Genomic DNA, 23406 nt, shown 5'->3' with positions numbered 1-23406 from the left:
CAACGCACGAAAGGCGCGTCCCGATTACTCGGGGCGCGCCTTTCGTGTTGCTCACACCGAGATGGTGCGAACGGAATGACTAAGCGTCGACGATGTCGATCGCGTGCACGTAGCGAGCGTCGATACGCTCCCCTACGGTCGCGAGCACATCAACGGACGCCTGCGAGTCGACCGTGAGCACGGAGAGGGCGTTGCCGCCTTCGCTTTCACGCGCGATCTGCATGCCAGCAATGTTGATGTTGGCGTCGCCGAATTCTTTACCGAAGACGGCAACGATTCCGGTGCGGTCTTCGTACATCATGACGATCAGGTGATCCGCGAGCGGAACCTCGATGTCGTAGCCGTTGATCTCGACGATCTTCTCGAGCTGCTTGTTGCCGACCAGGGTTCCCGAAACAGAAACCTGCGAGCCGTCAGCAAGCGAACCACGGATGGTCAGCAGGTTGCGGTATTCGGCGCTCACGGCATCCGTAATCAGACGAACCGTGAGGCCACGCTGGTCAGCGAGCAGAGGAGCGTTGACGTAGCTGACCGTCTCCGACACCACGTTCGTGAAGATTCCCTTGAGCGCAGCAAGCTTGAGCACGTTGACATCGTGTTCGACGATCTCGCCGCGAACCTCGATGTCGACGTTGGTGACGGGGCTGTCGGAGAGACCCGAGAAGACCTGGCCGAGCTTTTCCATGAGCGGGATGCCGGGGCGCACCGTCTGGTGAATGACTCCACCCGCAACGTTCACGGCGTCGGGCACGAGCTCGCCACCGAGAGCAAGACGGACAGACTTGGCTACCGAAACGCCAGCCTTCTCCTGTGCTTCAGCGGTCGAAGCACCGAGGTGAGGCGTGACGATGGTGTTCTCGAGATCGAGAAGCGGCGACCCTGTGGGCGGCTCGCTCACGAACACGTCGAGGCCGGCGCCGGCAATGCGACGCGACTTGAGGGCCGTATAGAGAGCGTCTTCGTCGACGAGGCCACCACGGGCAACGTTGACGATGTACGCGCTCGACTTCATACGAGCAAACTGCTCGGTCGAAATCATTCCCGTGGTTTCGGGCGTCTTCGGCATGTGAATGGTGATGAAGTCCGAACGCTCGAGCAGCTCATCGAGCGAGACGAGCGTGACGCCCATCTGCTGCGCGCGAGCGGCCGTGACGTAGGGGTCGTAGGCGATGATGCTCGTGCCGAAGGCCTGCATCCGCTCGGTGATGAGACCACCGATACGGCCGAGGCCGATGATGCCGATCGTCTTCTCAAAGAGTTCGGTACCGGAATACTGCGAGCGCTTCCACTGCCCCTGCGCGAGTGCGCTGGAGGCGGCCGGAATGTGACGTGCGAGGCTCAGAATGTGCCCGACGGTCAGCTCCGCAGCCGAGATGATGTTGGAGGTAGGAGCATTCACGACCATGACACCGGCAGCGGTAGCCGCCTTGATGTCCACGTTGTCGAGGCCGACACCGGCGCGAGCAATGACCTTCAGGCCAGGCGCGGCCGCGAGAGCATCGGCATCCATTTGGGTCGCAGAGCGGATGAGAACGGCCTGCGCATCCGAGAGCGCAGACTTCAACGCGTCACGGTCAGTACCGTCTACGTTTCGAATCTCAAAGTCGGGCCCGAGAGCGTCGACTGTTGCGGGGGAAAGTTCTTCGGCGATCACGACGATCGGCTTAGCCACAGATCTGATCCTTCAATTCGCGGGGACTTCGCGCTAACACAACGAAGGCTGCTGGAGTAGACAACTACTGCAACTTTAGCGGCGACGGGACGCCCGCGTTGCCATGTGACAGCGCAGTGCGACGATAGACCCATGACGGATGCCGTACAGATCGCCCAGTGGGCGTTGCGAATCGCTCTCGCGCTCGCGTTCATCGCGGCAGGCGTGAGCCACTTTGTGGCCGCTCCTGCCCGCACGATGCGGGCGATGATCCCACCCGTGTTGCGCCACTCCCGCCTGCCCTCCCCGGCGGCTCTCGTGACGATTACCGGACTCTGTGAAATCGCTGGCGGTCTGGGATTGCTGTGGGAACCGACTCGCTTTGTGACCGCGATTGCGCTCACCGTGTTTCTGATTGCCGTGTTCCCGGCCAATGCCTACGCGGCCGAGCATCCGGATCGCTTCGGCAAGGCAGCCCTGCCGTTCTGGCCACGCTACTTCGGGCAGCTGGTGCTGATCGTGCTCGTTCTGCTCGCTGCGCTCTAATCGTCCCGCTCGCCGCGGTCTAAAAGTTGCCGACGCCGCCCAACGAAATGGGCCACCTCTTCGTCTACCTAGGTAGGAGGAAACAATGATCAAGAACTCAATGTTCGCGAAACTTACGCCGCTACTCGCCGTCAGCGTGCTCGCCCTGGCCGCTTGTGCTGGTCCGGCAACTTCGGCTGGTTCTGATGAACCGCCGCTCGACAGCGGTCCGGGTCTCGGCGAAGAACAGACCCCCGGCGATTCCATGCCCGTTGACGGCATCGGCGGCACCTGGATCTATGCCGAAGGCACCGATAGCACTGGCGATCTCACCACGACCGCCGAGGTCACCGTCATGATCACCGATGACGAGATCATGGGGGCTGGGGCCTGCAATAACTACAGCGCACCCCTCACGGGCGAACCGCAGAGTTTCCGCTTGGACGAACTCGTATCGACTGAGCGGGCGTGTGACGAGACCGCGCTGATGGAATTCGACGAACGCTACTTTGCCGCTCTGGCCGTGACGACGACAGCCATCCCCACCGGCGGCAGCCTGGTACTGCAGGGCGACGGTGTGAATCTCAACTTCTTGCCGTCGAGTTCCCTGCCGCTGGGCTAGTTCCCAGCGTGCACGCTCCCAGAACCCCCAGTTCGCGGCTAAACAGCGCCGGCGGGTCGAGTTCTCACCCGAATCTCACCCTCGCGGTGGAACAATCAGGTCATGGATCAGCGGTTTAGCCGCCAACTCGCTCTAACCAACTTCGGCGACGCGGCGCAAAAGAATTTGGCGCGCTCACGCGTGCTCGTGATCGGCGCGGGTGGCGTCGGCAGCACGGTCATTCCGTCGCTTGCCGCTGCCGGTGTCGGCACCGTTGGGGTCATTGACGACGACCGCGTTGAGCTCAGCAATCTGCACCGCCAACACATCCATCGTCTGCTGGATGTCGGCCACAAGAAGGTCGTGTCGGCCGTTGAACGCGTCGCTGATCTCAGCCCCGCCACCACCATCATTGCGATTGACGCGAAACTCACTCCGCACAATGCTCTCGCCCTCTTCGCTGAGTACGATCTCGTGGTAGATGGTAGCGACAACTACGCGACTCACTACTTGGCCGCTGATGCCGCCGAGATCACCGGGATTCCGCTCGTGTGGGGCGTCGCCTGCGAATTCGGCGCTCAAGCGGGAGTGTCGTGGCCGGCCCGCGGCGCAGGCTTTCGCGACCTGTACCCCTTGCCGCCCGAGGCAGCGACCGTGGACACGAACGTGACCCACGGAATCTTCCCCGGCGCCGTGAGCGTCGTGGCCTCCATCGTGACAAGCGAGGCGATCAAGATCGCCGCTCAGATCGGCACCACGCTGCTGAACCGGGCCACCAATTACGACGCGCTCACGGGTGAATTCTCCGAGGAGCGGTTCGAACGCGCCGCCGATTCCCCCGCGATTACCGAGCTCGCGGACTATCGCCACTTGTTCGCGTACTCGCCTCTTGAAGAGTGGCCCACGAGCTAGCTTCGGTAGAGCTACTGGTCTGACGCAGCGACGCGGTCACGAATCGACCAGCGCGCCCATTTCGCCCGACTGATCGCGATAAGTCCGATCGCGATCGCGATGATGAACGCCGCAATGCCGAGCACGTAGACGAGCACGCCGCCCCAGCCGTCGGGTCCATTCGGCTCCAAGAAGGGGTACGGAAACCAGCCGTCGAGCAGCCCGCGCACGATCGTGAAAGCCAGCCACGCGATCGGGTAGATGACCACAATGCGCACGTCGCGCATCCGCAACACCGGTCGTGACGGCGAGAACAGCCAGTCGAGCAGCAAGAACAGCGGCACCCACACGTGGATGACTTCGTTGGGCCATTGAATGCCCACGTAGCCCTCGTCGGGCAGCCCGCGCAGCAGCACGTTGTAGACGACGGCGGTGACAACTGCATAGGAGACGACGGATGCTCGCAGCACGCCCAGCAGGGTCGATTCGGCTCGCAGGCGCACGGCCACCAGCCCGCTCAGCGCCAGAATCACGATGTTGATCAGGCTCGACTGGATCGTGAAGTAGCTGTAGTACTCCACGGCCACGAAGTCGTTGTGAATCGACTCGTCGATGACCTGGGTCGCAATGCTCGCCAGCACGAGCGTCGAGGCAATGAGCCGCAACGCCCCGACGTATCGGAGTGATTTCGACGGCCCGCCCACAAAGGCGAAGTCTCGGGAGCGGGGGAATTTGGGCTGCACGTTCGTCGTCACTCCGACAGACTAGTCTGCAGAGTCATGATCAACGGAGGAGTTCAGCATGCCATTCACGGATCACTACGGGAATGAGCTGCGCAGCCTGCCACTGGTCTACCGACTGGACCGCGACTTTCAGGTAGCAGAGTCATTTTGTTGGCACGACCCGCGCCCTGGCGGCCTGGCGATCGAGGTCCCGGCGCACGATCCTGCCCTACCTCCCACCGAGGGAAACAGCACCGACTTCGCCTCAGTGCCCCCGTTTTTGTGGGGGCTCATCGCCAGCTACGGCAAGCAAACTCTCGCCGCCATCTTGCACGACCATCTCACCCATCAGACGCGTCTTGCCCCCGCTGACCAACGTCTGGCGCTACGCCGCGTCGCGGATGAAACCTTTCGAGTCGCGCTCGTCGATAGCGGAGTTCATCAGTTGCGCGCCCGCGTCATGTGGGCAGCCGTCGGCATCGAACGCTACGCCCACCACGGAGGCGTGCTCGGCTGGCTCATCATCGCGCAACTAACGCTTGGCATTGTGGCGCTAATCGCGGCGGTCGTGGTCGGGCTTGTCGTGCATCCGCTCTGGTTCCTCTTGGCTGCGGCGCCCGCCGTGCTCGCTACGCTCTGGGGCAAGAATGCGGATCTCGTGCTGACCTCCACCTATCTGGGCGCGTTGTACGCTCCCCTGGTCGCCGCCGCCTTCGTCGGATCTCGGCTGGAGCAGTTGCTCGCCACCGTCATCTGGGTGGGCACCGGCACCCCCGGCCCCGCCCCCAAGGCCGAGCCGACCCTGCGCTGGCCCGACCACGGCACAACGCTTCCACCGCTGTAGTTCACGGTGCACGCGGCTCGCCAGCACGACTGTGCGCGCGCCCACGCGCCGACTGCCGCCACTCCTTAACGACCAACGGCCGCCCCGCAAATGCGAAACGGCCGGTGGTGTGACGAGCGAAAGTTAGCGTGCTGCTGAACCGTCGGTGTAGTCGGAGTCTTGCTGCTTCCAAGCGAAGAGAGCGCGAAGCTCCTTGCCGGTAGCTTCGATGGGGTGGTTCTGGCCCTTTTCACGCAGGGCGAGGAACTCGGTTCCGCCATTGTCCATGTCGTTGATGAAGCGCTCTGCGAAGGCACCCGACTGGATGTCTGCGAGTACAGCCTTCATGTTCTCCTTGACCGACGGGTCGATGACGCGGGGGCCCGAAACGTAGTCGCCGTACTCAGCGGTGTCAGAAACGCTCCAACGCTGCTTGGCGATGCCGCCCTCCCACATGAGGTCAACGATGAGCTTGAGCTCGTGAAGTACCTCGAAGTAAGCGATCTGCGGCTGGTAGCCAGCCTCGATGAGGGTTTCGAAGCCGTACTGAACGAGCTGCGAGGTTCCACCACAGAGAACAGCCTGCTCACCGAACAGGTCGGTCTCAGTCTCTTCGGTGAACGTGGTCTTGATGCCACCGGCGCGAAGTCCACCGATTGCCTTGGAGTACGACCATGCCATGTCCCAAGCGGTACCGCTGGCGTCATTCTCAACAGCAACGATGACGGGAACGCCACGGCCAGCTTCGTACTCGCGACGAACGGTGTGACCCGGTCCCTTGGGAGCTACGAGGATGACGTCAACGTCCGAAGGAGCGTCGATGTAACCGAAACGGATGTTGAAGCCGTGTCCGAAGACGAGGGTGTCGCCCGCAACAAGGTTGTCCTTGATGTCGGCGGCGTAGAGACCACGCTGGTGCTGGTCGGGAGCAAGGATCACAACAACGTCAGCCCACTTGGCTGCTTCGGCGCTCGTGAGCACCTCGAAGCCGGCGTCGGTTGCTTTGGCGATGCTCTTCGAGCCCTCCTTGAGGCCAATCTTGACCTCAACACCGGAGTCGCGCAGGTTCAGCGCGTGAGCGTGGCCCTGTGAGCCATAGCCGATAACGGCAACCTTCTTGCCCTGGATGAGCGCGAGGTCAGCGTCTTTGTCGTAAAAGATCTCAGTCACAGTTGTGATTCTCCTTAGTTATTGTTCTGTTAGTTCTTGAAAACTCGGTCAGTGATGCTCTTCGAACCGCGGCCCATGGCCAGCAATCCGCTCTGAGCAATCTCTTTGATCCCGTAAGGTTCGAGCACTCGCAGGAATGCTTGAATCTTGCCCGAATCACCGGTGGTTTCGATGATGAGCGCATCGGATGCGACATCAACCACACGGGCACGGAACAGGTTTACCGCTTCGAGAATTTGTGAGCGCGTCGTATTGTCGACGCGCACTTTGATCAGCAAGTGCTCGCGGGTAACCGACTGTTCTGGGTCGAGTTCCACGATCTTAATCACGTTGATGAGCTTGTTGAGCTGTTTCGTGACCTGTTCAAGGGGAAGTTCTTCGACATCCACCACGACGGTGATGCGCGAAAGGCCTTCGATTTCGCTCGAGCCAACAGCCAGCGACTGGATGTTGAAGCCGCGGCGTGCAAACAGGCCAGCGACTCGCGTGAGCAGACCTGGCTTGTCTTCAACCAGCAGGGAAAGTACGTGTCCCATGGCTCTACTCCTCTTCCCACTCGGGGGCATGGTCGCGGGCATACTGCACGCTTGAATTTCCGACGCCCTGCGGCACCATCGGCCACACCATCGAGTCACGGCTCACCACGAAGTCAATGACGACGGGGCGATCGTTGGTCTCGAGCGCAAGCTTGATGGCCGGGTCGATTTCCTCTTTTTTCGTGACGCGGATGGCGAGGCATCCGTAGGCGTCAGCCAGCTTCACGAAGTCGGGGATCATGACGGTGTCGTGGCCGGTGTTGAGGTCGGTGAACGAGTGACGTCCGTCGTAGAACAGCGTCTGCCACTGACGAACCATGCCGAGGCTTGAGTTGTTGATGATCGCGACCTTGATCGGGATCTTGTTGATCGTGCAGGTAGCAAGCTCCTGGTTGGTCATCTGGAAGCAGCCGTCACCGTCAATCGCCCACACCGGACGATCAGGGTTGGCAACCTTGGCGCCCATGGCGGCGGGTACGCCGTAACCCATCGTTCCGGCACCACCCGAGTTGAGCCAAGAGTTGGGGCGTTCGTGCTTGATGAACTGAGCGGACCACATCTGGTGCTGGCCAACGCCGGCGGCAAAGATACCCTCCGGCCCGGTGACCTCACCGATGCGCTGAATCACGTACTGCGGCGACAGTAGTCCGTCATCCGGCTCGGTGAAGCCGAGGGGGAACTGGTTGCGCAGCGAGTTGAGGCGCTCCCACCACTCGCTGTAGTCAGGCTTTGTCGTGGTGATCGTGTCGGTGAACGCCGCGGTCAGGTCGATGATGACGTCTTTCGCGTCACCCACGATCGGCACTTCAGCCGCACGGATCTTGCCGATTTCAGCAGGGTCGATGTCAACGTGAACAACCTTGGCCAGAGGCGCAAACTCACTCGGCTTGCCCGTAACGCGGTCGTCGAAACGTGCGCCGAGCGAGATGAGGAGATCGGACTCTTGGATCGCGAGAACGGCGGGCACAGAGCCGTGCATTCCCGGCATCCCGAGGTTCAATTCGTTGGAGTCGGGGAACGCACCGCGAGCCATCAGCGTGGTCACGATGGGTGCACCCACGAGGGTCGCGAGTTCGAGCAGTTCAGCGGAAGCGCCGGAACGAACAACGCCGCCACCAACGTAAAACACGGGACGCTCGGCCTCGGCCAGCATCTGCGCTGCGGCCTGAACCTGCTTGCCGTGCGCCTTCATAACCGGGCGGTAGCCGGGCAGGTCAACCTTGGGCGGCCAAATGAACGGGGCGGATGCCTGCTGGCAGTCCTTCGTCACGTCAACGAGCACCGGACCAGGACGGCCCGTTGTCGCGATGTGGTACGCCGCCGCCAGAGTGGCCGGGATGTCTTCCGGCTTCGTGACGAGGAACGAGTGTTTCGTGATCGGCATCGTGATGCCTGAGATGTCGACCTCTTGAAAAGCGTCGGTTCCCATCGAGGTCGAGAAGACCTGTCCGGTGATCGCCAGCAGCGGCACGGAGTCCATGTGGGCATCCGCGATTGCCGTGACGAGGTTTGTGGCGCCGGGACCCGAGGTCGCGATGCAGACTCCGAGTTTCCCGGATGACGAGGCGTAGCCTTCAGCAGCGTGGCCGGCACCCTGCTCGTGACGAACCAAAATGTGACGAATAGCAGTGGATGCCATCAGTTCGTCATAGAAGGGCATGATGGCGCCACCGGGCAAGCCGAAGACGTCTTTCACACCCAACTTTTCCAGACTGCGCAGAATGGCACCTGAGCCGGTCAAGATGTCCGGCGTAGTGCTCTTCGGCCGCGGTGCGGTTTCAGAGGACATGTGTAGATCCTTTAAGTCGAATGGTGAGCGAGCGCTAACTGGTGACCGCGCCGCGAGCGGCGGACTGCACAAGCTTCGAATACTTGGCAAGAACGCCTCGCGTGTAACGCGGAGGAAGGGGGGCCCAGCCGTTTCGGCGAGCTTCGAGCTCAGCGGAGTCGACAAGTAAGTCGAGCGAGCGAGCTGCGATATTGACCCGTATCAGATCACCATCGCGCACGAAGGCAATAGGACCTGCGTCTACTGCTTCGGGAGCTATGTGGCCGATGCACAGTCCGGTTGTGCCGCCTGAGAATCGTCCGTCCGTCAAGAGTAGTACATCTTTACCAAGTCCAGCGCCCTTAATGGCCGCCGTGATCGCGAGCATCTCGCGCATACCGGGGCCGCCCTTGGGGCCTTCATACCGGATGACGACAACCGAGCCGGCCTTGATGGTGCCCGCGGTGAGAGCATCCAGAGCTTCACGCTCGCGTTCGAAGACGCGCGCAGGCCCCTCGAACTCCGAAAGGTCGAAGCCGGCGGTCTTCACCACAGCACCCTCGGGAGCCAACGATCCCTTAAGAATGGTGAGGCCACCGGTGGGGTGGATGGGGTTGTCGAGGGTGCGCAAAACTTCGCCGTCGAGAGGGTCGATGTCCATCTCGGCGAGGTTCTCGGCAACGGTCTTGCCGGTCACTGTGAGCGCGTCACCGTGGATAAGGCCCTCTTCCATCAGTGCCTTCATCAGCACGGGAAGTCCGCCGTGACGGTCGACGTCGTTCATGACGTACTTACCGAAAGGCTTGAGGTCAGCAAGGTGCGGAACCTTGTCACCGATGCGGTTGAAGTCGTCGAGGGTCAGCTCAACTTCAGCTTCGCTGGCGATAGCAAGAATGTGCAGCACAACGTTCGTCGAACCGCCGAGGGCCATGGCGACCGTGATGGCGTTCTCGAATGCCTTCTTGGTCATGATGTCGCGCGAAGTGATGCCGAGGCGCAAGAGGTTGACAACGGCTTCGCCCGAACGGTGCGCGAAGTAGTCGCGACGACGGTCGGCGGATGCGGGGCTCGCCGAGCCGGGAAGGCTCATGCCCAGCGCTTCCGCCACGCTTGCCATGGTGTTGGCCGTGTACATACCGCCACAGGCGCCCTCGCCGGGCGCGAAGGCACACTCGATGCGCTTGGCATCGGCTTCGGTCATCCGGCCAGCCTTGACTGCGCCCACAGCCTCGAACGAGTCAATGATCGTGATGTCTTTTTCGGTGCCATCGCTGAGCTTGACCCAGCCCGGAGCGATCGAACCGGCGTAAAGGAAGACGGAGGAAAGGTTGAGGCGGGCTGCCGCCATCAACATGCCCGGGAGCGACTTGTCGCAACCGGCGAGCGTGACGGAACCGTCGAGGCGCTCGGCCTCCATGACGACCTCAACCGAGTCAGCGATGACCTCGCGGCTGACGAGTGAGAAGTGCATTCCCTCGTGGCCCATCGAGATACCGTCGGAAACGCTGATGGTGCCGAACTGCAGCGGGTATCCCCCGCCAGCATGAACGCCCTCTTTCGCTGCCTGCGCCAGGCGGTCAAGCGAGAGGTTGCAGGGCGTAATCTCGTTCCACGAGCTCGCAATACCGATCTGCGGCTTTTCCCAGTCCGCGTCTCCCATGCCCACCGCACGGAGCATTCCGCGCGACGTTGTCGCTTCAATTCCGTCAGTGACAGTGCGTGAACGTGGCTTGATATCGATCGAATTGCTCTCAGACATGCTTCGAGTTTAGGGCTTCGCGAAACCTCAGTTTGTCCGCGCTGATACCACGGCTTCCCGTCGATCAGCCAGAATCGCCAAAATTTGTGCAATTTCCGTGGTTCCCGCGACTCTCAGCTGCGCGGCCGAAGGAGCATCTCCCACTCGAACTCCGAGGTCGTTCGGGCCGAGAACAACAATCGCATCTTCGTCAGTGGTGTCATCGCCAGCGAAGAAAACGGCATCCGCGCCCGTGTACTCACGCAGGCGTGTGATCGCATCGCCCTTGTCGGCGTCGTGGATGGCGAACTCCACAATGTTCTTACCGAAGCGCGTCGTGAGACCAGGAATCTCGGTCTCGACTCTCGTGACCGCAGCGTTCGTCAGCCGCTCGGCATCCTCGGCACTCGTCATACGCACGTGCAGAGCGCGGCCAGCAGGCTTGAGCTCTACCCACGCGCCCTCGGCGCTATCAGCGAGTTCGTGTATGAGCGCGTCGAGTCGTTCGAGAGCAGCGGTATTCTCGGCGCTCATCGGCAAGGGAGAATCACCCTCGTCGAGCCGGTACTCGAGCCCGTGCGATCCGCCGAAAAGCACGCGGTCACCGAGGTGAGCTACATGTTCGAGGCTGTCGATTGCGCGGCCTGACACCAGTGCCACTCGCGTGTCGGCGAGCTCGATCATCCGCAACAATTGTTCTTGCGCGGCAGGAATGGCGCGTGCCTCTAGCGGGTCATCGACCTCGGGCGCCAGCGTGCCGTCGAAGTCGAGAGCAATGAGCAAAGTGCGGGCCGTGACGAGTTGCTCAATGGCCGCCTCAATCTCGGACGCAGTCGAATAGGTCACGGCTTCTTGACTCGCTTTCGTTCGATAGTCCACTCGACCTCTTCGGCCATTTCTAGCGGAGCAATACGGCGGTGGCGATCGGAGCGCGTCGCCGCCAAGTTCTTGAGGAACGCATTCGACCAGCGCTCCACATCGTGTTCAAGCACACGCTTGCGCATGGAACGCATCCGCAGTGCCCGATCAGCCTTGGGCATGTTGATGGCCTTCATCATCGCGTCTTTCAAACCGTCGATGTCATGCGGATTAACAAGTAGTGCCTTGCGAAGCTCTTCTGAGGCCCCCGCGAATTCGCTCAGGATGAGCACGCCGTCGTTGTCGAAGCGCGCCGCGACGTACTCCTTGGCCACGAGGTTCATGCCATCACGCAGCGCGGTCACCAACAGGACGTCAGCGGCGAGGTACAGCGCCACCATCTCTTCACGGGGGAACCCCTGATGCAGGTAGTTAATCGGCGAGTGGCTCAGCGTGCTGAATTCACCGTTAATACGACCAACCGTGAGCTCAATCTCGTCGCGCAAGTGCATATAGGCCTCGACGCGTTCACGACTCGGGCTCGCTACCTGAATGAGAGCGACATCGCCCACTTCAAGCGAGCCGTCACGCAAGAGCTCGCCATACGCCTTCAAGCGGTGGCGAATACCCTTCGTGTAGTCGAGGCGATCAACGCCGAACATCACAGTTTTCGGATTCCCGAGACCCTTGCGAATATCGCGGGCTCGTTGCTGAATCGCGGGATCCCGGGCGAGCTTTTCAAAGCTGCGAGAGTCGATCGAAATCGGGAATGCCTTCGCCACGACGCGACGAGTGGGCTGCCCCGGAATCGTAACCTCAATAGCCGGGTTCTTGGTGGGGTGATTCGTCAGGCGCCGAACGGCAGAGGAGAAGTTTGAGGCGTCAGCCGAACGCTGGAAGCCGACGACATCCGCCCCCAACATGCCCTCAATGATCTGCGTGCGCCATGGAAGCTGCGCGAAAATGCCGTAGGGCGGGAAGGGAATGTGGTTGAAGAAACCGATGGTGAGATCGGGTCGTTGTTCGCGCAGCATGCGCGGCACGAGCTGGAGCTGGTAGTCCTGAACCCACACAACAGCGCCCTCGGCGCTAATCGCGGCCGCGGCATCCGCGAACCGCTGGTTGACCGCAACATAGTCGTCCCACCATTCACGGTGGTAGGCCGGCGGGGCAATAACGTCGTGATAGAGCGGCCACAGAGTGTCGTTACTGAAACCCTCGTAGTACTCCTCGATATCTTGCGAGCTGAGAGGCACTGGCACGATCTGGATGCCGTCTTGGTGAAACGGCTCAATGTCGAGATCGGGGCGGCCCGCCCAGCCAACCCACGCACCATCGGCCTTCTGCATGACCGGCTCGAGGGCGGTAACGAGACCGCCGGGTGAGCGCTTCCACGTGAGGGATCCGTCGTCTTCGACCGTGCAATCCACGGGAAGCCGGTTCGAAACCACCACGAAGTCATATTCAGCGGGAGAAGAATTCTTCTGTGATTCCGTCATGTAGCTAAGTTAGCAGCGAGGTCTGCAATACGGCTGAAGATCGCGTTACTAGACCATTTCTTTCCTGTGACAGAACCGAGACATCGGCTTGCCTGAGCCAGAGTCGGCTGCGCGCTAGGCTCACTTTTGCTCGTGGCGACGCGAGTGCGTTCAGCTAGTCAAGCTGCTTCGCGATCCGAACACCTGAAAGAGATCTTCGTGACCTTCCTTCCTGCACGGCGTCCTGCTCCAGCAACTCTGCTGATGGGCGCCGCAGCACTCCTCGCACTTACGCTCAGCGGCTGCGCTGCCGCCGATCCCGCTCCCGCCGTCGAAGAAGAGAGCGCAGCGGCCACCATCGACCTCGACGCCGTCGACGACGACACGCTGTTCGTGCTCGGCACCTACGACGTCGACGGTGCCGAACTTCTCGGTGATGCACCCGCCGACCAGCTTGCTGTGTGGGACCGCTTTAATGAACTCTTCCCCGCCGACCTCCACCCCGAGATCACGATGTTCGTCGCGATCGATGCCGACCAGTCGGGTGGCACGGATGGCGCGATGCAGCCCAACGGTGTTCGTGATGGCGAGACGTACCTTGCTCTCGATACCAGCGGATCGGTCGACGCAGACGTACTAGACCGCACCATGATCCACGAGTTCGCCCACCTCATCACGCTGCGCGAAGACCAGATCCCCAAAGACGAGTCGACCGTCGCCGATTGCCCGGTGTACTCCGAAATCGACGGTTGCCCGTTCGATGACTCCTACCTATTTGCGTACTACAGCGAATTCTGGCCCGACTTCAGCCTCGACGACTTCGAAGCTGAAACCGAGGAGGACAAGGAAGAGCGCTACACCCCCGAAGAGTTCGTGACCGACTACGCCGCTACGATTCCCAGCGAAGACGCCGCTGAAGTCTTCGCCGAGTGGGTTCTTGCCGACGAACTTCCCAACGGAGACACGATCGTCGATGAGAAACTGCGCTTCTTCGAGGACTACCCCGAGCTCGTCGACCTGCGCGACACCATTCGCGAAGGACTCTTCAGCTAGTCACTCTTTCGCATCACCCGTCGCTCTCGCTAGAGAGCACGAGAATCGGCCGCCGACAGGATCGCTCCTGTGGCGGCCGATTTTCGTATCCGCTTCACGGCGAAGACCGAGAGCACGACGCTCACGAGACCGAGAGCGAGCAGAGCGAAAGCAGCGGTGATCGCAGACGCCGGGCTTCCGCCCGAAAGGATGGTGTACATCCCTTCAACGGCATAGGTCAGTGGCAAGAATGGGCTCACGGCCTGGAACGGTGCCGCTAGGGCCTCGATCGGATAAACGCCGCCGGTGGAGGTCAGCTGGATCGCGAGCAAGAAGAGCGAAATCACGAGCCCACCACGCCCGAGCGCTGCGATCAAGAAGTAGTGGAACGCGGCGAAAGCTAGCGCCATCAGGAGCGCGAACCCTGCCGTCGCCGGAGCAAGGGCCCAGTCGACGCCGACAACAACGTGCAGCAAGAGCACGAGCAGCACCGCCTGCACGACGGTGACGATGGATGCTCGCACCAGCGTCGCCGCCACAATCCGTCCATTTCTCGCTGTGGATGCCAGCGAACGATATGACGGCAGCGTCAGCACTAGGAAAACGGCAAGCGCCCCCAGCCAGAGCCCGAGTGGGATGAAGAAGGTCGCGATTGCCTGTGCCGGCTCCGACACCTCGTTGTCTGTCGTGACAGAAAGCGTGATTGGCTCGGCCGCAATGTCGGCGCTCGTCGTGGTGTCGGTGGAGTCATCCGCGGTCGGCACGAGAGCAGCGCCCTCGCTCAGTCCCGTGGCGAGCTTTTTCGCGCCCGAGGTGAGCGCGGTGGCTCCGGTCGTGAGCTCCCCTGATCCGTCAGCGAGCTGAGAGGCGCCAGCCGCGCTCTGCGAGATTCCGTATTGAATGCCGCCGACGGCATCCGCTGTTTGGGTCTTCAGCGACCCGCCACCCGCGGAGGCCTGGTTGAGGCCATCGACAACAGCCTGAAGCGTGCCCTTGAGTTGCGGATCAGTGATTTGCGCCTGAATGGCGGGGTTAATCGCTGCGAGCGTCGAGGCAAGCTGCGAGACACCGGCGGTGTACTCGTCGACTCCGGCGGTGAGCCCGTCAAGATTGCCCGCACCATAGTTGAGATCTGCGAGTCCAGACGAGAGGGAACCGACACCCTCCGTGTAACTCTCGAGCCCCGTAGAGAAATCGCTGGCACCATCCGCGAGTTCTGTCGCCCCGTCAGCCGCGTCAGAGAGTGCTCCGCCCAGCTCGCCCACGCTCGCGTAAATACCGTCGATGTACTGCGAAGTAATCGCGCGACCGAAGGTATCGGTCATCGACTGGCCCACGACCTGTGCGACGGAACCGGTGAGATAGCTGTGTGAGTCGTCCGTACGAATCGAAATTTGGGCCTGCGAAGGGGCGTCTGTCGACAGCGACAGGATCGATTCAGAGAACTCGGTCGGCACGGTGAGAATCGCGTACACATCACCGCGAGCGAGCGCGTCTTCGGCGTCGTTCGAGTTCGTGATGGTCCATTCAAAGCCATCGGCACCCGTCAGCTCCGTCACCAACTGACGGCCCGCAAAGACGATCTGTTCCTCGCCCTCGGCCGTAGTCGTCGTTTGAAGCTCATCGTTGTTCACGAGCGCTACCGGAATGTTGTCGATCGCGCTTTCGCCATCACCCGCTGCGGCGACGAAAAGCCCGGTGAACGCGAGCGGGAGGAGCGCAACAGCGACGAACCCGCTAATGGTCAACCAGCGTCGACGTGGAATGGCTGTGGGGTATGAGGTGCTCATCGAAGGAGTCCTTCCGGGGCAAGCAGATAAAGATCGACGACGATCACGGCTCGTTCGCCGTGATCAATTTCGCTGGCAGCAGTGACGTGCCTGCCGGTACCGAACAGGATGGTCACACCGGGGTCAGCCAGTCGCGTGACGGCGGTGAGGAACACTGCCTCATCCTCCGCTTCGGCAAACTGATCGAAACGATCGAAGAAAACGATCTCCGTCCCCTCGGCCAAGCCGATAGCGGCGAGCGCCACCGACCGTTCCAATTGGGGCAGCGCGTTCACGTTGGTGTCGGCTGCGATCGGGATGGTGCGGCGAGTGGTCACCTCAGAGAGCACGCCGTTGACGCGCGCAATCCAGGCAGCAACGGCAGTCGAGGTGTGCGGAGTTCGCTTCCAAGGCTGCGTCATCTCGATGCGCTCACGCAGCATGGCATCCATCGAGGCAGCATCTTCGCTGTACGGCGTTCCCCCGATTTCTGACAGAGCAACTCTCTTGTTCACCTCATCAGAGTGAGACGGCAATGGGTACCCGAGCACCTGCACCATTCCCGAGACGGGAGGCAGGATGCCCGAGAGTGTGGCTCCCATGATGCGTCGGTCGTGGCGGTCCCCCGATGCAATCACGACGGCACCACGGGGCACTGCGAGCGAGATCGGACCGAGCCCGTGCTGGGCAGTACCTGCGACAAGGTATTCAGAGCTCATCGAGAGCGCGGACTGAGTGGAGGCCCATTCCAGTTCGCGACGATGCTCACGCAATAGCTCTCCCTCGATGTCCACGTTGGGAAGCAACCGGTTGAGCCAGGCGGGCAGCCACCAGGCGGCGTTACCGAAGAGCGTCATGAGGGCGGGAACGAGCGTCATCCGCACCAGGAACGCGTCGAACGCGATACCGACGGCGAGTCCGAGGGCGATGGGTTTGATCGTTCCGCTGCCTTCTGGCACAAAAGCGAAGAAGACGAAAAACATGATGAGCGCGGCGGCCGTGACGACTCGGGCACTGCTCGCGAAACCATGGCGTACCGAGGCGAGAGCATTGCCGGTCTTCACGAACTCTTCGCGCATCCCGGAAACGAGGAACACCTCGTAGTCCATCGCGAGGCCGAAGAGCACCGCCATCAACAGGATGGGCATAAAGCTCAGGATGGGGCCGGGGTTATCAACGCCGATCAGGTCACCGAGCCATCCCCATTGAAAGACCGCAACGACGACACCGAACGACGCGACGACGGAGAGCAAGAAGCCGACGGCCGCTTTGATCGGCACCAGCACCGAACGGAACACCATCATGAGCAGCAGAATCGACAGCCCCACAACGATCAGCCCGAAGGGCACCAGCGCGTTGCTGAGTCGGTTCGAGATGTCGATAGCGATCGCGGTGGTGCCTGTCACAAAGATCGGGATGTCGTACGTGCGCTCTAGCTCTGGAGCGAGATCACGGATCTTTTGCACGAGCGCTTTCGTCTGTTCCGAATCAGGAGAACTCGACGGCGTCACTTGGATGATCGCGGTGTCGAGCCCCTCATCGGGGAAGCCCTGCGACACAAAGTCAACGTCATCCAACTTCTCGAGGTCAGCCGCGATCGCCTCCAGATCATCCTGAATGTCGATTGTTTGCGTGATGTCGAGCGCGACAACGAGTGGCCCGTTATAGCCGGGGCCGAAGCCCTCTGTGACGAGGTCGAACGCTTCGCGTTGCGTGGACCCTTCGGGCTCTGAACCACCATCGGGCAGGCTCAGCGTGAGACTAGCGGCCGGAATCGCGACCGTACCGAGAATTGCCACGACCGCGATCGTCGCCAACCACGGGTGCCTGGTCACTCCACGCACCCAGCGCGCTCCCATGCTGCGGCTTTCATCCGCGGATGCCGTGAAACGTCGCTGCGCCCGAGAGCCGGTCTTGGGGATCAGCCGCGCTCCCGCCAGCCCCAACAGGGCAGGCAACAGTGTTGTGGCAACTCCCATCGCGATGAAGACTGCGACGGCGGCGCCGATACCCATCACGCTCAGGAACGGGATGCCAACGACGAGCAATCCGAGCAGCGCAATGATGACGGTCACTCCGGCGAAGATCACGGCGCTACCGGCGGTGCCGACTGCCATCGCAGCCGACTCTTCAGGCTCTTCGCCGTGCGCGAGTTGCGCTCGATGCCTCGACACAATGAACAGGGCGTAGTCGATTCCGACCGCCAACCCAATCATGAGTGCGAGCAGCGGTGCCGAACTCGATACCGTAGTGAAGGCGGAGAGGGTCGTGATGAGGCCCATCACGATTCCCACTCCGATGAGGGCGCTGAGCAGTGGCATGCCGGCAGCGAGCAGCGATCCGAAGGTGATCACCAACACGAGTCCGGCGAAGACGACGCCGATCACTTCGGTGACAGTGAGACCAAAGGAGGTGTCTTGAAAGACTTGGCCGCCAAACTCGACGCGCAGATCGGCATCTTCGCCGATCGTGGCGGTGTCGATGAGTTCCTCTAGGGTCGCCTCCGTCACGTCGGTTGCCACACCCTCGAATTGCACCCGGATGATGGCCATGCTGTGGTCATCCGAAATCGCCTTGCCGGCGTACTCATCGAAGGGGCTCACCGCCGAGTCGATTCCGTCGATGCGGTCAATGGCGGCCGTAATCGCTTCGATCACCGTTTCGGAGTTCTCAATGCGCGATCCATCCTCATCGACGATCACTGCCGTGGCGGATGCTCCTGCCACGGAGGGGAAGACCGCTTCGAGCCGGTCAAGGGCCGCCTGTGACTCGGTGCCGGGAATCTCGAATGATTCCTGAGTTTGCCCGCCCAGCGCGATGCCGCCGCCGAGGGTTCCGCCCACGAGCAGCAGCCACACCACGAGAACGCGCCACGGATGACGGTATGAGAATCGACCGAGTCGGTAGAGAAGAGTTGCCACGGGTGCTCCGGTTCTGGGTGCTGTGCAGTGGTGAAATGCAGTCGTGCTGGTGCTGGTGCTGGTGCTGGTGCTGGTGCTGGTGTTTCGGCTAGTGAAGTTTCGTTTTGCTGACGCCGGGCGTCGCGTCTAGTCAGCGCGAACGGGCGCGAGAAGCTCGCTCATGATCTCCACGAGCGCCCGACGAGTTTCTTCGTCAGACTCGATCGGCATTGCGAGGTTGTCTGCCGTGCAGAGCATGTATGCCGAACCGCCGAGGGCAATCCCAAAGCGCATCTTGTCGCGTGGATTTGATGTCAGGGCCTCGAAACATTCGACCAGACGTCGAACGGTGTCGTTGGCGCGGTCAATGACCGCAAGGCCCACGAGCGAGGGTCCTTGATTGATAAAGAGATGCACCTCTTGTCGACAGTCGAAGATGAAGTCCACGAAGCTCTCGATGAAAGCTGCTCTATATTCGGCGTTGATTCCGTTCGTCTCGAGTCGACTTACGAGCTCATCAAGGCGTCCCACTGCGGGGCCTGCCGCGGCTTCGAGCAGGGCCTCTTTCGACGTGAAATGGTAGAGAACGCTGGATTTCGAGAGGCCGGCCAGTTCGGCAATTCGCTGAATAGAGGTGCCGGTGTAGCCGGCGATGGCGAACTCGGCGAGCGCGATGCGCTGCAGCTCTTGTTGACTAGACACCACTTGAGACTAACTGACCGATCGGTCAGTTAGGGAATTGCGACTAATTTCCCAGCGCAGTTGCAGGGATCGAGCCACTTTCGGGCGCCAGTCGCTGGTCGCACCCAGCATCTCACGCTACCGTTAAGGCACCCAACCCCGGAGGAAAAATGCGCAAATACTTGTTCAACGGCAGTCTCCTCAGTGCGGTCGCTGGCGGCTGGAGCATCTACCAGACCACGAAGCAGGGCCCGCGCGACTGGCGCCTCATTCTGATGTGGATCAGTTGGGGCATCACTGTCGCCATCGCGGTCGGCACTATCGCCAAAGAAGCGCAAGACTCCTACGAACTCGAGAACTAACCGCGAGCAGATCTCCGCAGCGCCGTTGCCGCGGCGGTCGTCGCCGCGCTAGTCGCTGGTCGACGGTCGGAGCGCCCTAGGCCTTCGGAGCGTGTCGGTCGTTCTGGGCGCGATACCGGGCGGCCGCGTCTACGATGCCGCGGAACAGGCGCGCGTCGTGTTTGGCATCCTCTTCGGGGTGCCACTGCACCGCCACACCAAAATCGACGCTCGGAAGCTCGACCGCTTGAATTACGCCGTCATCGCCGCGGCCCGAGACCACGAGGCCCTCGGCAAGGTCACCAATCGCCTGGTGGTGGTACGACTTCACCGCAATAGTGCTGTCGCCCCCCAGCAATGATGCGAGTGTGCTGCCCGGCTCGACCGCGACATCGTTCACAAGGAACGTGCCGCCGCCCGCTCCGTAGCGCTGGGAACCGATGACATCGGGAAGGTGCTGAATGATTGTTCCGCCCAGCGAAACGTTCAGCACTTGAGCTCCCCGGCAGATTCCCAGAAACGGCACGTTGGCGTCAATTGCCGCGCGCAACAGCGCGTCTTCGAAAGCGTCGCGATCTTTACGCGGTACGTCGGTGGTGGGATGCGCTTCGTGACCGTAACGGGCCGGCTCAACGTCCTTGCCACCGGTGAGAATGAGGCCATCGAGGCCCTGCATAAGCGAGCTCGCGATCTCGGCATCGACGGGCTGTGGCGGCAGAAGTACGGCGATTCCGCCGGCATCCGTCACTGCTTCGAAGTAAATCTTGGGCAAGAACGATGCCGGGAGATCCCACACGCCAGTCTGGGCCTGCTCGAGGTAAGACGTGAGGCCGATAATTGGACGTGAACTGGTGCCCATGCGGACCCCTCCCCATCGAAAGAACAGAACGTTTGCCCCCAAAGGATATAGGGCGAGGGCAGTAAATTGTTGGTTCCTGAGTACCGTTCTCAGGTTTGTTCGTTATTTTTTAGGTCTCACTAGCCTGTCTAACCGCATCGAAGCGGTTTCGGCTCGTGCGTTGCAATCCGCCCCATTCGGCTTTTACGTCGCTCACACCCCCTGAGCGTAAAGCCACAACCAGATGGTGCCTTCCCCCGGATTCAGCTACAACTTTCTGACCACAACCAAGGAACGCTGTTGAAACGACCAATTACCATGCTCGCCATAGGGGCGATCCTTATCGGCGGCACGGTACCGGCAGCCGTGTTCCCCATAGTGAATGACGACGTGTACACCGCGGATGCCACGCTGCTCGCCCAAGCGCCCGCCGTCGGCACCGGCCCCGGTGACACCCCCGCCGACGATATTCAAACCTTTGCTTCCCCCGGCACCAGCGCTCCCGCTCCCGTTGTTCGCGATAGCTTCGACGTCGAGCAGGTTCAGCAGCAAGTCGTCGTGACGGCAGCAGGGCTCACCGGCACGCTCGAGCTCTTTCCCGCCGATGGTCCCATCAACGACGGCTTCGGCTACCGCGACGGTGGAGAGTTCCACGGCGGCATCGACATCATGGCCCCTGAAGGATCCGACATTATCGCCGCTTCCCCGGGAACAGTGGAAAGCGTGACCGACGGTGGTGGCTGGGGCCGCCACGTCATCATCGATCACGGCAATGGGATTAAAACGCTGTACGGGCACATGATCGAAGGCTCACAAGCCGTTGTTGCCGGGCAATGGGTAGCGGCGGGCACCGTTCTCGGTTCGGTCGGAAGCACCGGATACTCGACCTTCCCCCACCTCCACTTCGAGGTCTACGTCTTCGACACTCGAGTTGACCCCGAGCCGTGGCTGCCCTAACGATCGACCGCACCCGCTGACCTGAGCTCGGGCAGCCGCCGGCGTCGAGCCGGTTCGCCTGCGCCGCTGTGGCCCCGACACACACTCGTGTCGGGGCCACAGCGCTTCCACTCTCGGTTACAGAGCGTCCGCATCCATTCGGCGTCGAACGATGACCGCCGCACCACCGAGCACGATCATGCTCAGCGGCACAAGCCACCACCCGGCCGAGCTTCCGCCACCGCCGGTGTATGCCAAAGTCGGCAGCGTCGGAAGTTGCGCGGTGACCGCACTGGGAAGAACGCAATTTTCAGTGGTTATTGCGACGAACTCGAATGCCGCGGGATCGCTCCAGTCAGCTTCAAGCTCATTCGGCTCCACGGGATCAGCGGTGACCGCCACTGATCCAGATTCCTTGACGGTATAGGTGCCAGACAGGATGCCCGGCTCTCCATTGACCGTGAAGGTAACGAGCGTGTGGTCGTAGCCGTCCGCTGCGCCGAGCGTGTAGCTTGCGTCGACATCACACGTAGCTTGCGTAAATGACACGACAGGGAGGACCAGCCGTGGCATGACTACTTCGCACTCCGGGTCACCGGCGTCGAGCTGCGGGTTGAGCACTCCGCTAAACGTTAGCGTCGTGATCGGCTCCGCAATCAGGGCCCCGTCAACCATTTCGGGGAAATGTGCGCCATTGATCGCCGTCGCGGTCACGCTGTAGTCGTCGGCCCCTTCAGGGTCAGTAACCGCACCCCACACCGCGTTCACGAGCGAACCAAGAACCAACTCCTGCGGAGCAGCGCAGGTCGCGTCAACAAAGCTCACTGCGGCCGTCGCGATCACGTCGCCGCCGACCTCGGGGCAGTCAGCGCGTTCGTCCTCTGTGAGTTCCCGCACCTTCTCCACGGTGCGCTCCTTTACTTTGATCGACCCATAGAAGAACGAGCGCACGATGGTCGTCGTCGCAAAGCCGTCGTCATCCCCCGCAGGGCACGCAATCGCTGTTGAACGCTCCACAGTCTTCGAGGCACATAAAGCGCTGTCGTCGCTCGCGACGATGAACGACGGAGTCTCGGGGTCGAAGTCGCCGGTCGCGTTGACCACGCCCTCAAGGGCGTCATCCCACATCAAAACAGGTTGAGTGCCTGGCGCAAGTACCCAGCCGCTGGGATGACTCTTACTGGGAACGAACTGGCAAACATAGACCTCAACGGGTGGCGGCTCACACTCGGCCAATTCCTTCTCCGTCAAGTGACGCGTACTTGTCGTTTGGGAGGACTTTACTACTTTCGTCCCATAGAACAGGGTCGTTGAAGTCGTGATGTTCACGACGCCAGCGCCGTCATCACTGGGGCACACAACCTCCTCGTCGACGGTTACCACGGTGCGAGAACACAGGCTTGAATCATCTTCAGCCACGACAAACGATGGTTGTCGATCGTTGAAGTCACCGGCGGTATTGACGTCGCTGCCGAGCGCGTTCTTGCTGACGTGAATCGGCTGCTTGCCCAGCTTGAGTCGGTAGCCCGAGGGTGAGTTCTCGCTGGCCACGAACTTGCACACCCACACCTTTTTGTCGCTCTGAGGGCGGGATTGCGACTCGGGTTGCACTGACCGCGCAGCAAACTCAGGCGCTGCCTCGGGTTCAGCATCCGCCGGCTCGCTCGCCAGCTCTTCAGGATCAGCGGCAGAACTTTCGGGGGCAGCCTCTGTCACCGCAGCGTTCACAGGCGCCGGCTCGACCGAAGGCGCGGGTTGAGCGGGGGCGAGTTCGGCAGGCACCTCGGATGCGGCAGGCACCTGCTCTTCGGGATCAGACTTCGGTTCGGGCGATGCCGGCTCGACGCTCGGAGCGGGTTCGCCGCCCTGATTGGCGGGAACATCCGCGATGGTTTGAGTCGCTACGGGATCTGAATCGAGAGAGCTATCGTCGGCGAAGGCCGGGGCCGAAACACCAAAAAAAGCACCGGTCGTGAGGGTGAGACTGGCAACGCCTGCCAGTAGTTTTTTTACGGACATGATGGGCAGCTTTCTGCAGGAGGAATGCATTTCGACGCATCCGCACGCAACTGCAGAATCGGGGCCGCCATCGGCTCAGGAAAGGGAGTGCGAGCTCATTTACGGGGGTAAATTGCGTCGCTGGAAGTG

General features: G+C 61.5%; 20 protein-coding genes. 7 read left to right on the top strand and 13 right to left on the bottom strand.

Going from position 1 to position 23406, the window contains the following annotated elements; all coding sequences use genetic code 11:
• Nucleotides 1-79: 79 nt before the first annotated feature.
• Nucleotides 80-1672: a phosphoglycerate dehydrogenase gene (serA, locus tag I6E58_RS05630; protein WP_197131274.1), complete on the bottom strand. Its 1593-nt coding sequence runs from the start codon at nt 1670-1672 to the stop codon at nt 80-82.
• A gap of 132 nt (nt 1673-1804) precedes the next feature.
• Between serA and I6E58_RS05625 the strand changes: the two genes are divergently transcribed.
• From I6E58_RS05625 to I6E58_RS05615, 3 genes are all read left to right on the top strand, one after another.
• Nucleotides 1805-2197 carry a DoxX family membrane protein gene (locus I6E58_RS05625; RefSeq protein ID WP_197131272.1) on the top strand — a complete coding sequence of 131 codons (393 nt, stop codon included), beginning with the start codon at nt 1805-1807 and terminating at the stop codon, nt 2195-2197.
• 85 nt (nt 2198-2282) lie between these two features.
• The gene (locus I6E58_RS05620; RefSeq protein WP_197131270.1) at nt 2283-2798 is read left to right on the top strand and encodes an META domain-containing protein; all 516 of its coding nucleotides are present in this window, start codon (nt 2283-2285) and stop codon (nt 2796-2798) included.
• A gap of 102 nt (nt 2799-2900) precedes the next feature.
• Nucleotides 2901-3689 (top strand): HesA/MoeB/ThiF family protein, encoded by a 789-nt coding sequence (locus tag I6E58_RS05615; protein WP_197131268.1) that lies wholly within the window; start codon nt 2901-2903, stop codon nt 3687-3689.
• Nucleotides 3690-3700: 11 nt separating this feature from the next.
• Here I6E58_RS05615 and I6E58_RS05610 read toward each other — a convergent pair whose 3' ends face one another.
• A complete protein-coding gene (locus I6E58_RS05610; RefSeq protein WP_197131266.1) occupies nt 3701-4423 on the bottom strand; it encodes a Pr6Pr family membrane protein in 723 nt (240 codons plus the stop codon).
• 46 nt (nt 4424-4469) lie between these two features.
• Between I6E58_RS05610 and I6E58_RS05605 the strand changes: the two genes are divergently transcribed.
• Nucleotides 4470-5234, top strand: a complete 765-nt coding sequence (locus tag I6E58_RS05605) for a DUF1353 domain-containing protein (protein ID WP_197131263.1) — start codon at nt 4470-4472, stop codon at nt 5232-5234.
• A 123-nt stretch (nt 5235-5357) separates the two neighbouring features.
• Here the strand turns inward: I6E58_RS05605 and ilvC are convergent, their stop codons facing one another.
• From ilvC to otsA, 6 genes are read right to left on the bottom strand one after another with little or no spacing between them, the layout of a single operon-like run.
• Nucleotides 5358-6383, bottom strand: coding sequence for a ketol-acid reductoisomerase (ilvC, locus tag I6E58_RS05600; protein ID WP_197131259.1), 1026 nt, complete (start codon nt 6381-6383; stop codon nt 5358-5360).
• A gap of 29 nt (nt 6384-6412) precedes the next feature.
• A complete protein-coding gene (gene ilvN / locus I6E58_RS05595; protein ID WP_129071895.1) occupies nt 6413-6919 on the bottom strand; it encodes an acetolactate synthase small subunit in 507 nt (168 codons plus the stop codon).
• Nucleotides 6920-6923: 4 nt separating this feature from the next.
• Complete coding sequence (locus tag I6E58_RS05590) at nt 6924-8708, bottom strand: acetolactate synthase large subunit (RefSeq protein ID WP_197131256.1); 1785 nt, start codon at nt 8706-8708, stop codon at nt 6924-6926.
• A 34-nt stretch (nt 8709-8742) separates the two neighbouring features.
• Entirely contained in the window at nt 8743-10446 is a 1704-nt protein-coding gene (gene ilvD, locus I6E58_RS05585; protein ID WP_197131253.1) for a dihydroxy-acid dehydratase, read from the bottom strand.
• Nucleotides 10447-10473: 27 nt separating this feature from the next.
• Nucleotides 10474-11304: a trehalose-phosphatase gene (otsB, locus tag I6E58_RS05580; protein WP_197131250.1), complete on the bottom strand. Its 831-nt coding sequence runs from the start codon at nt 11302-11304 to the stop codon at nt 10474-10476.
• Nucleotides 11268-12782 (bottom strand): alpha,alpha-trehalose-phosphate synthase (UDP-forming), encoded by a 1515-nt coding sequence (otsA, locus tag I6E58_RS05575; RefSeq protein ID WP_197131247.1) that lies wholly within the window; start codon nt 12780-12782, stop codon nt 11268-11270. The genes otsB and otsA overlap by 37 nt, the downstream gene beginning before the upstream one ends.
• A gap of 198 nt (nt 12783-12980) precedes the next feature.
• On the opposite strand from otsA, the gene I6E58_RS05570 reads away from it, so the two are divergent.
• Complete coding sequence (locus tag I6E58_RS05570; protein WP_197131244.1) at nt 12981-13814, top strand: hypothetical protein; 834 nt, start codon at nt 12981-12983, stop codon at nt 13812-13814.
• A gap of 29 nt (nt 13815-13843) precedes the next feature.
• Here the strand turns inward: I6E58_RS05570 and I6E58_RS05565 are convergent, their stop codons facing one another.
• From I6E58_RS05565 to I6E58_RS05555, 3 genes are all read right to left on the bottom strand, one after another.
• Nucleotides 13844-15583, bottom strand: a complete 1740-nt coding sequence (locus I6E58_RS05565; RefSeq protein WP_197131241.1) for a YhgE/Pip family protein — start codon at nt 15581-15583, stop codon at nt 13844-13846.
• Nucleotides 15580-18483, bottom strand: coding sequence for an MMPL family transporter (locus I6E58_RS05560; RefSeq protein ID WP_197131239.1), 2904 nt, complete (start codon nt 18481-18483; stop codon nt 15580-15582). The genes I6E58_RS05565 and I6E58_RS05560 overlap by 4 nt, the downstream gene beginning before the upstream one ends.
• 126 nt (nt 18484-18609) lie before the next feature.
• A complete protein-coding gene (locus I6E58_RS05555; protein WP_197131237.1) occupies nt 18610-19164 on the bottom strand; it encodes a TetR/AcrR family transcriptional regulator in 555 nt (184 codons plus the stop codon).
• Between the two features lie 149 nt (nt 19165-19313).
• Between I6E58_RS05555 and I6E58_RS05550 the strand changes: the two genes are divergently transcribed.
• Nucleotides 19314-19505 (top strand): hypothetical protein, encoded by a 192-nt coding sequence (locus I6E58_RS05550; RefSeq protein WP_197131235.1) that lies wholly within the window; start codon nt 19314-19316, stop codon nt 19503-19505.
• Between the two features lie 76 nt (nt 19506-19581).
• Here the strand turns inward: I6E58_RS05550 and I6E58_RS05545 are convergent, their stop codons facing one another.
• Nucleotides 19582-20343 (bottom strand): gamma-glutamyl-gamma-aminobutyrate hydrolase family protein, encoded by a 762-nt coding sequence (locus I6E58_RS05545; RefSeq protein ID WP_197131233.1) that lies wholly within the window; start codon nt 20341-20343, stop codon nt 19582-19584.
• 279 nt (nt 20344-20622) lie between these two features.
• Between I6E58_RS05545 and I6E58_RS05540 the strand changes: the two genes are divergently transcribed.
• Nucleotides 20623-21279: a M23 family metallopeptidase gene (locus tag I6E58_RS05540; RefSeq protein WP_231595150.1), complete on the top strand. Its 657-nt coding sequence runs from the start codon at nt 20623-20625 to the stop codon at nt 21277-21279.
• A 117-nt stretch (nt 21280-21396) separates the two neighbouring features.
• Here I6E58_RS05540 and I6E58_RS05535 read toward each other — a convergent pair whose 3' ends face one another.
• Nucleotides 21397-23277, bottom strand: a complete 1881-nt coding sequence (locus tag I6E58_RS05535; RefSeq protein WP_197131231.1) for a hypothetical protein — start codon at nt 23275-23277, stop codon at nt 21397-21399.
• Nucleotides 23278-23406: the final 129 nt, after the last annotated feature.

Origin of the sequence: Salinibacterium sp. SWN1162, from assembly GCF_015864675.1 — a bacterium.
Lineage (GTDB): Bacteria > Actinomycetota > Actinomycetes > Actinomycetales > Microbacteriaceae > Rhodoglobus.
This window is presented reverse-complemented; position numbering and strand designations above follow the sequence as displayed.

Bases quoted from the DNA above. Each gene is read 5' to 3' on its own strand.
- I6E58_RS05625 (WP_197131272.1), top strand. From the start codon at position 1,805: ATGACGGATGCCGTACAGATCGCCCAGTGGGCGTTGCGAATCGCTCTC.
- I6E58_RS05620 (WP_197131270.1), top strand. From the start codon at position 2,283: ATGATCAAGAACTCAATGTTCGCGAAACTTACGCCGCTACTCGCCGTC.
- I6E58_RS05615 (WP_197131268.1), top strand. From the start codon at position 2,901: ATGGATCAGCGGTTTAGCCGCCAACTCGCTCTAACCAACTTCGGCGAC.
- I6E58_RS05605 (WP_197131263.1), top strand. From the start codon at position 4,470: ATGCCATTCACGGATCACTACGGGAATGAGCTGCGCAGCCTGCCACTG.
- ilvN (WP_129071895.1), bottom strand. From the start codon at position 6,919: ATGGGACACGTACTTTCCCTGCTGGTTGAAGACAAGCCAGGTCTGCTC.
- I6E58_RS05590 (WP_197131256.1), bottom strand. From the start codon at position 8,708: ATGTCCTCTGAAACCGCACCGCGGCCGAAGAGCACTACGCCGGACATC.
- ilvD (WP_197131253.1), bottom strand. From the start codon at position 10,446: ATGTCTGAGAGCAATTCGATCGATATCAAGCCACGTTCACGCACTGTC.
- otsA (WP_197131247.1), bottom strand. From the start codon at position 12,782: ATGACGGAATCACAGAAGAATTCTTCTCCCGCTGAATATGACTTCGTG.
- I6E58_RS05565 (WP_197131241.1), bottom strand. From the start codon at position 15,583: ATGAGCACCTCATACCCCACAGCCATTCCACGTCGACGCTGGTTGACC.
- I6E58_RS05550 (WP_197131235.1), top strand. From the start codon at position 19,314: ATGCGCAAATACTTGTTCAACGGCAGTCTCCTCAGTGCGGTCGCTGGC.
- I6E58_RS05545 (WP_197131233.1), bottom strand. From the start codon at position 20,343: ATGGGCACCAGTTCACGTCCAATTATCGGCCTCACGTCTTACCTCGAG.
- I6E58_RS05535 (WP_197131231.1), bottom strand. From the start codon at position 23,277: ATGTCCGTAAAAAAACTACTGGCAGGCGTTGCCAGTCTCACCCTCACG.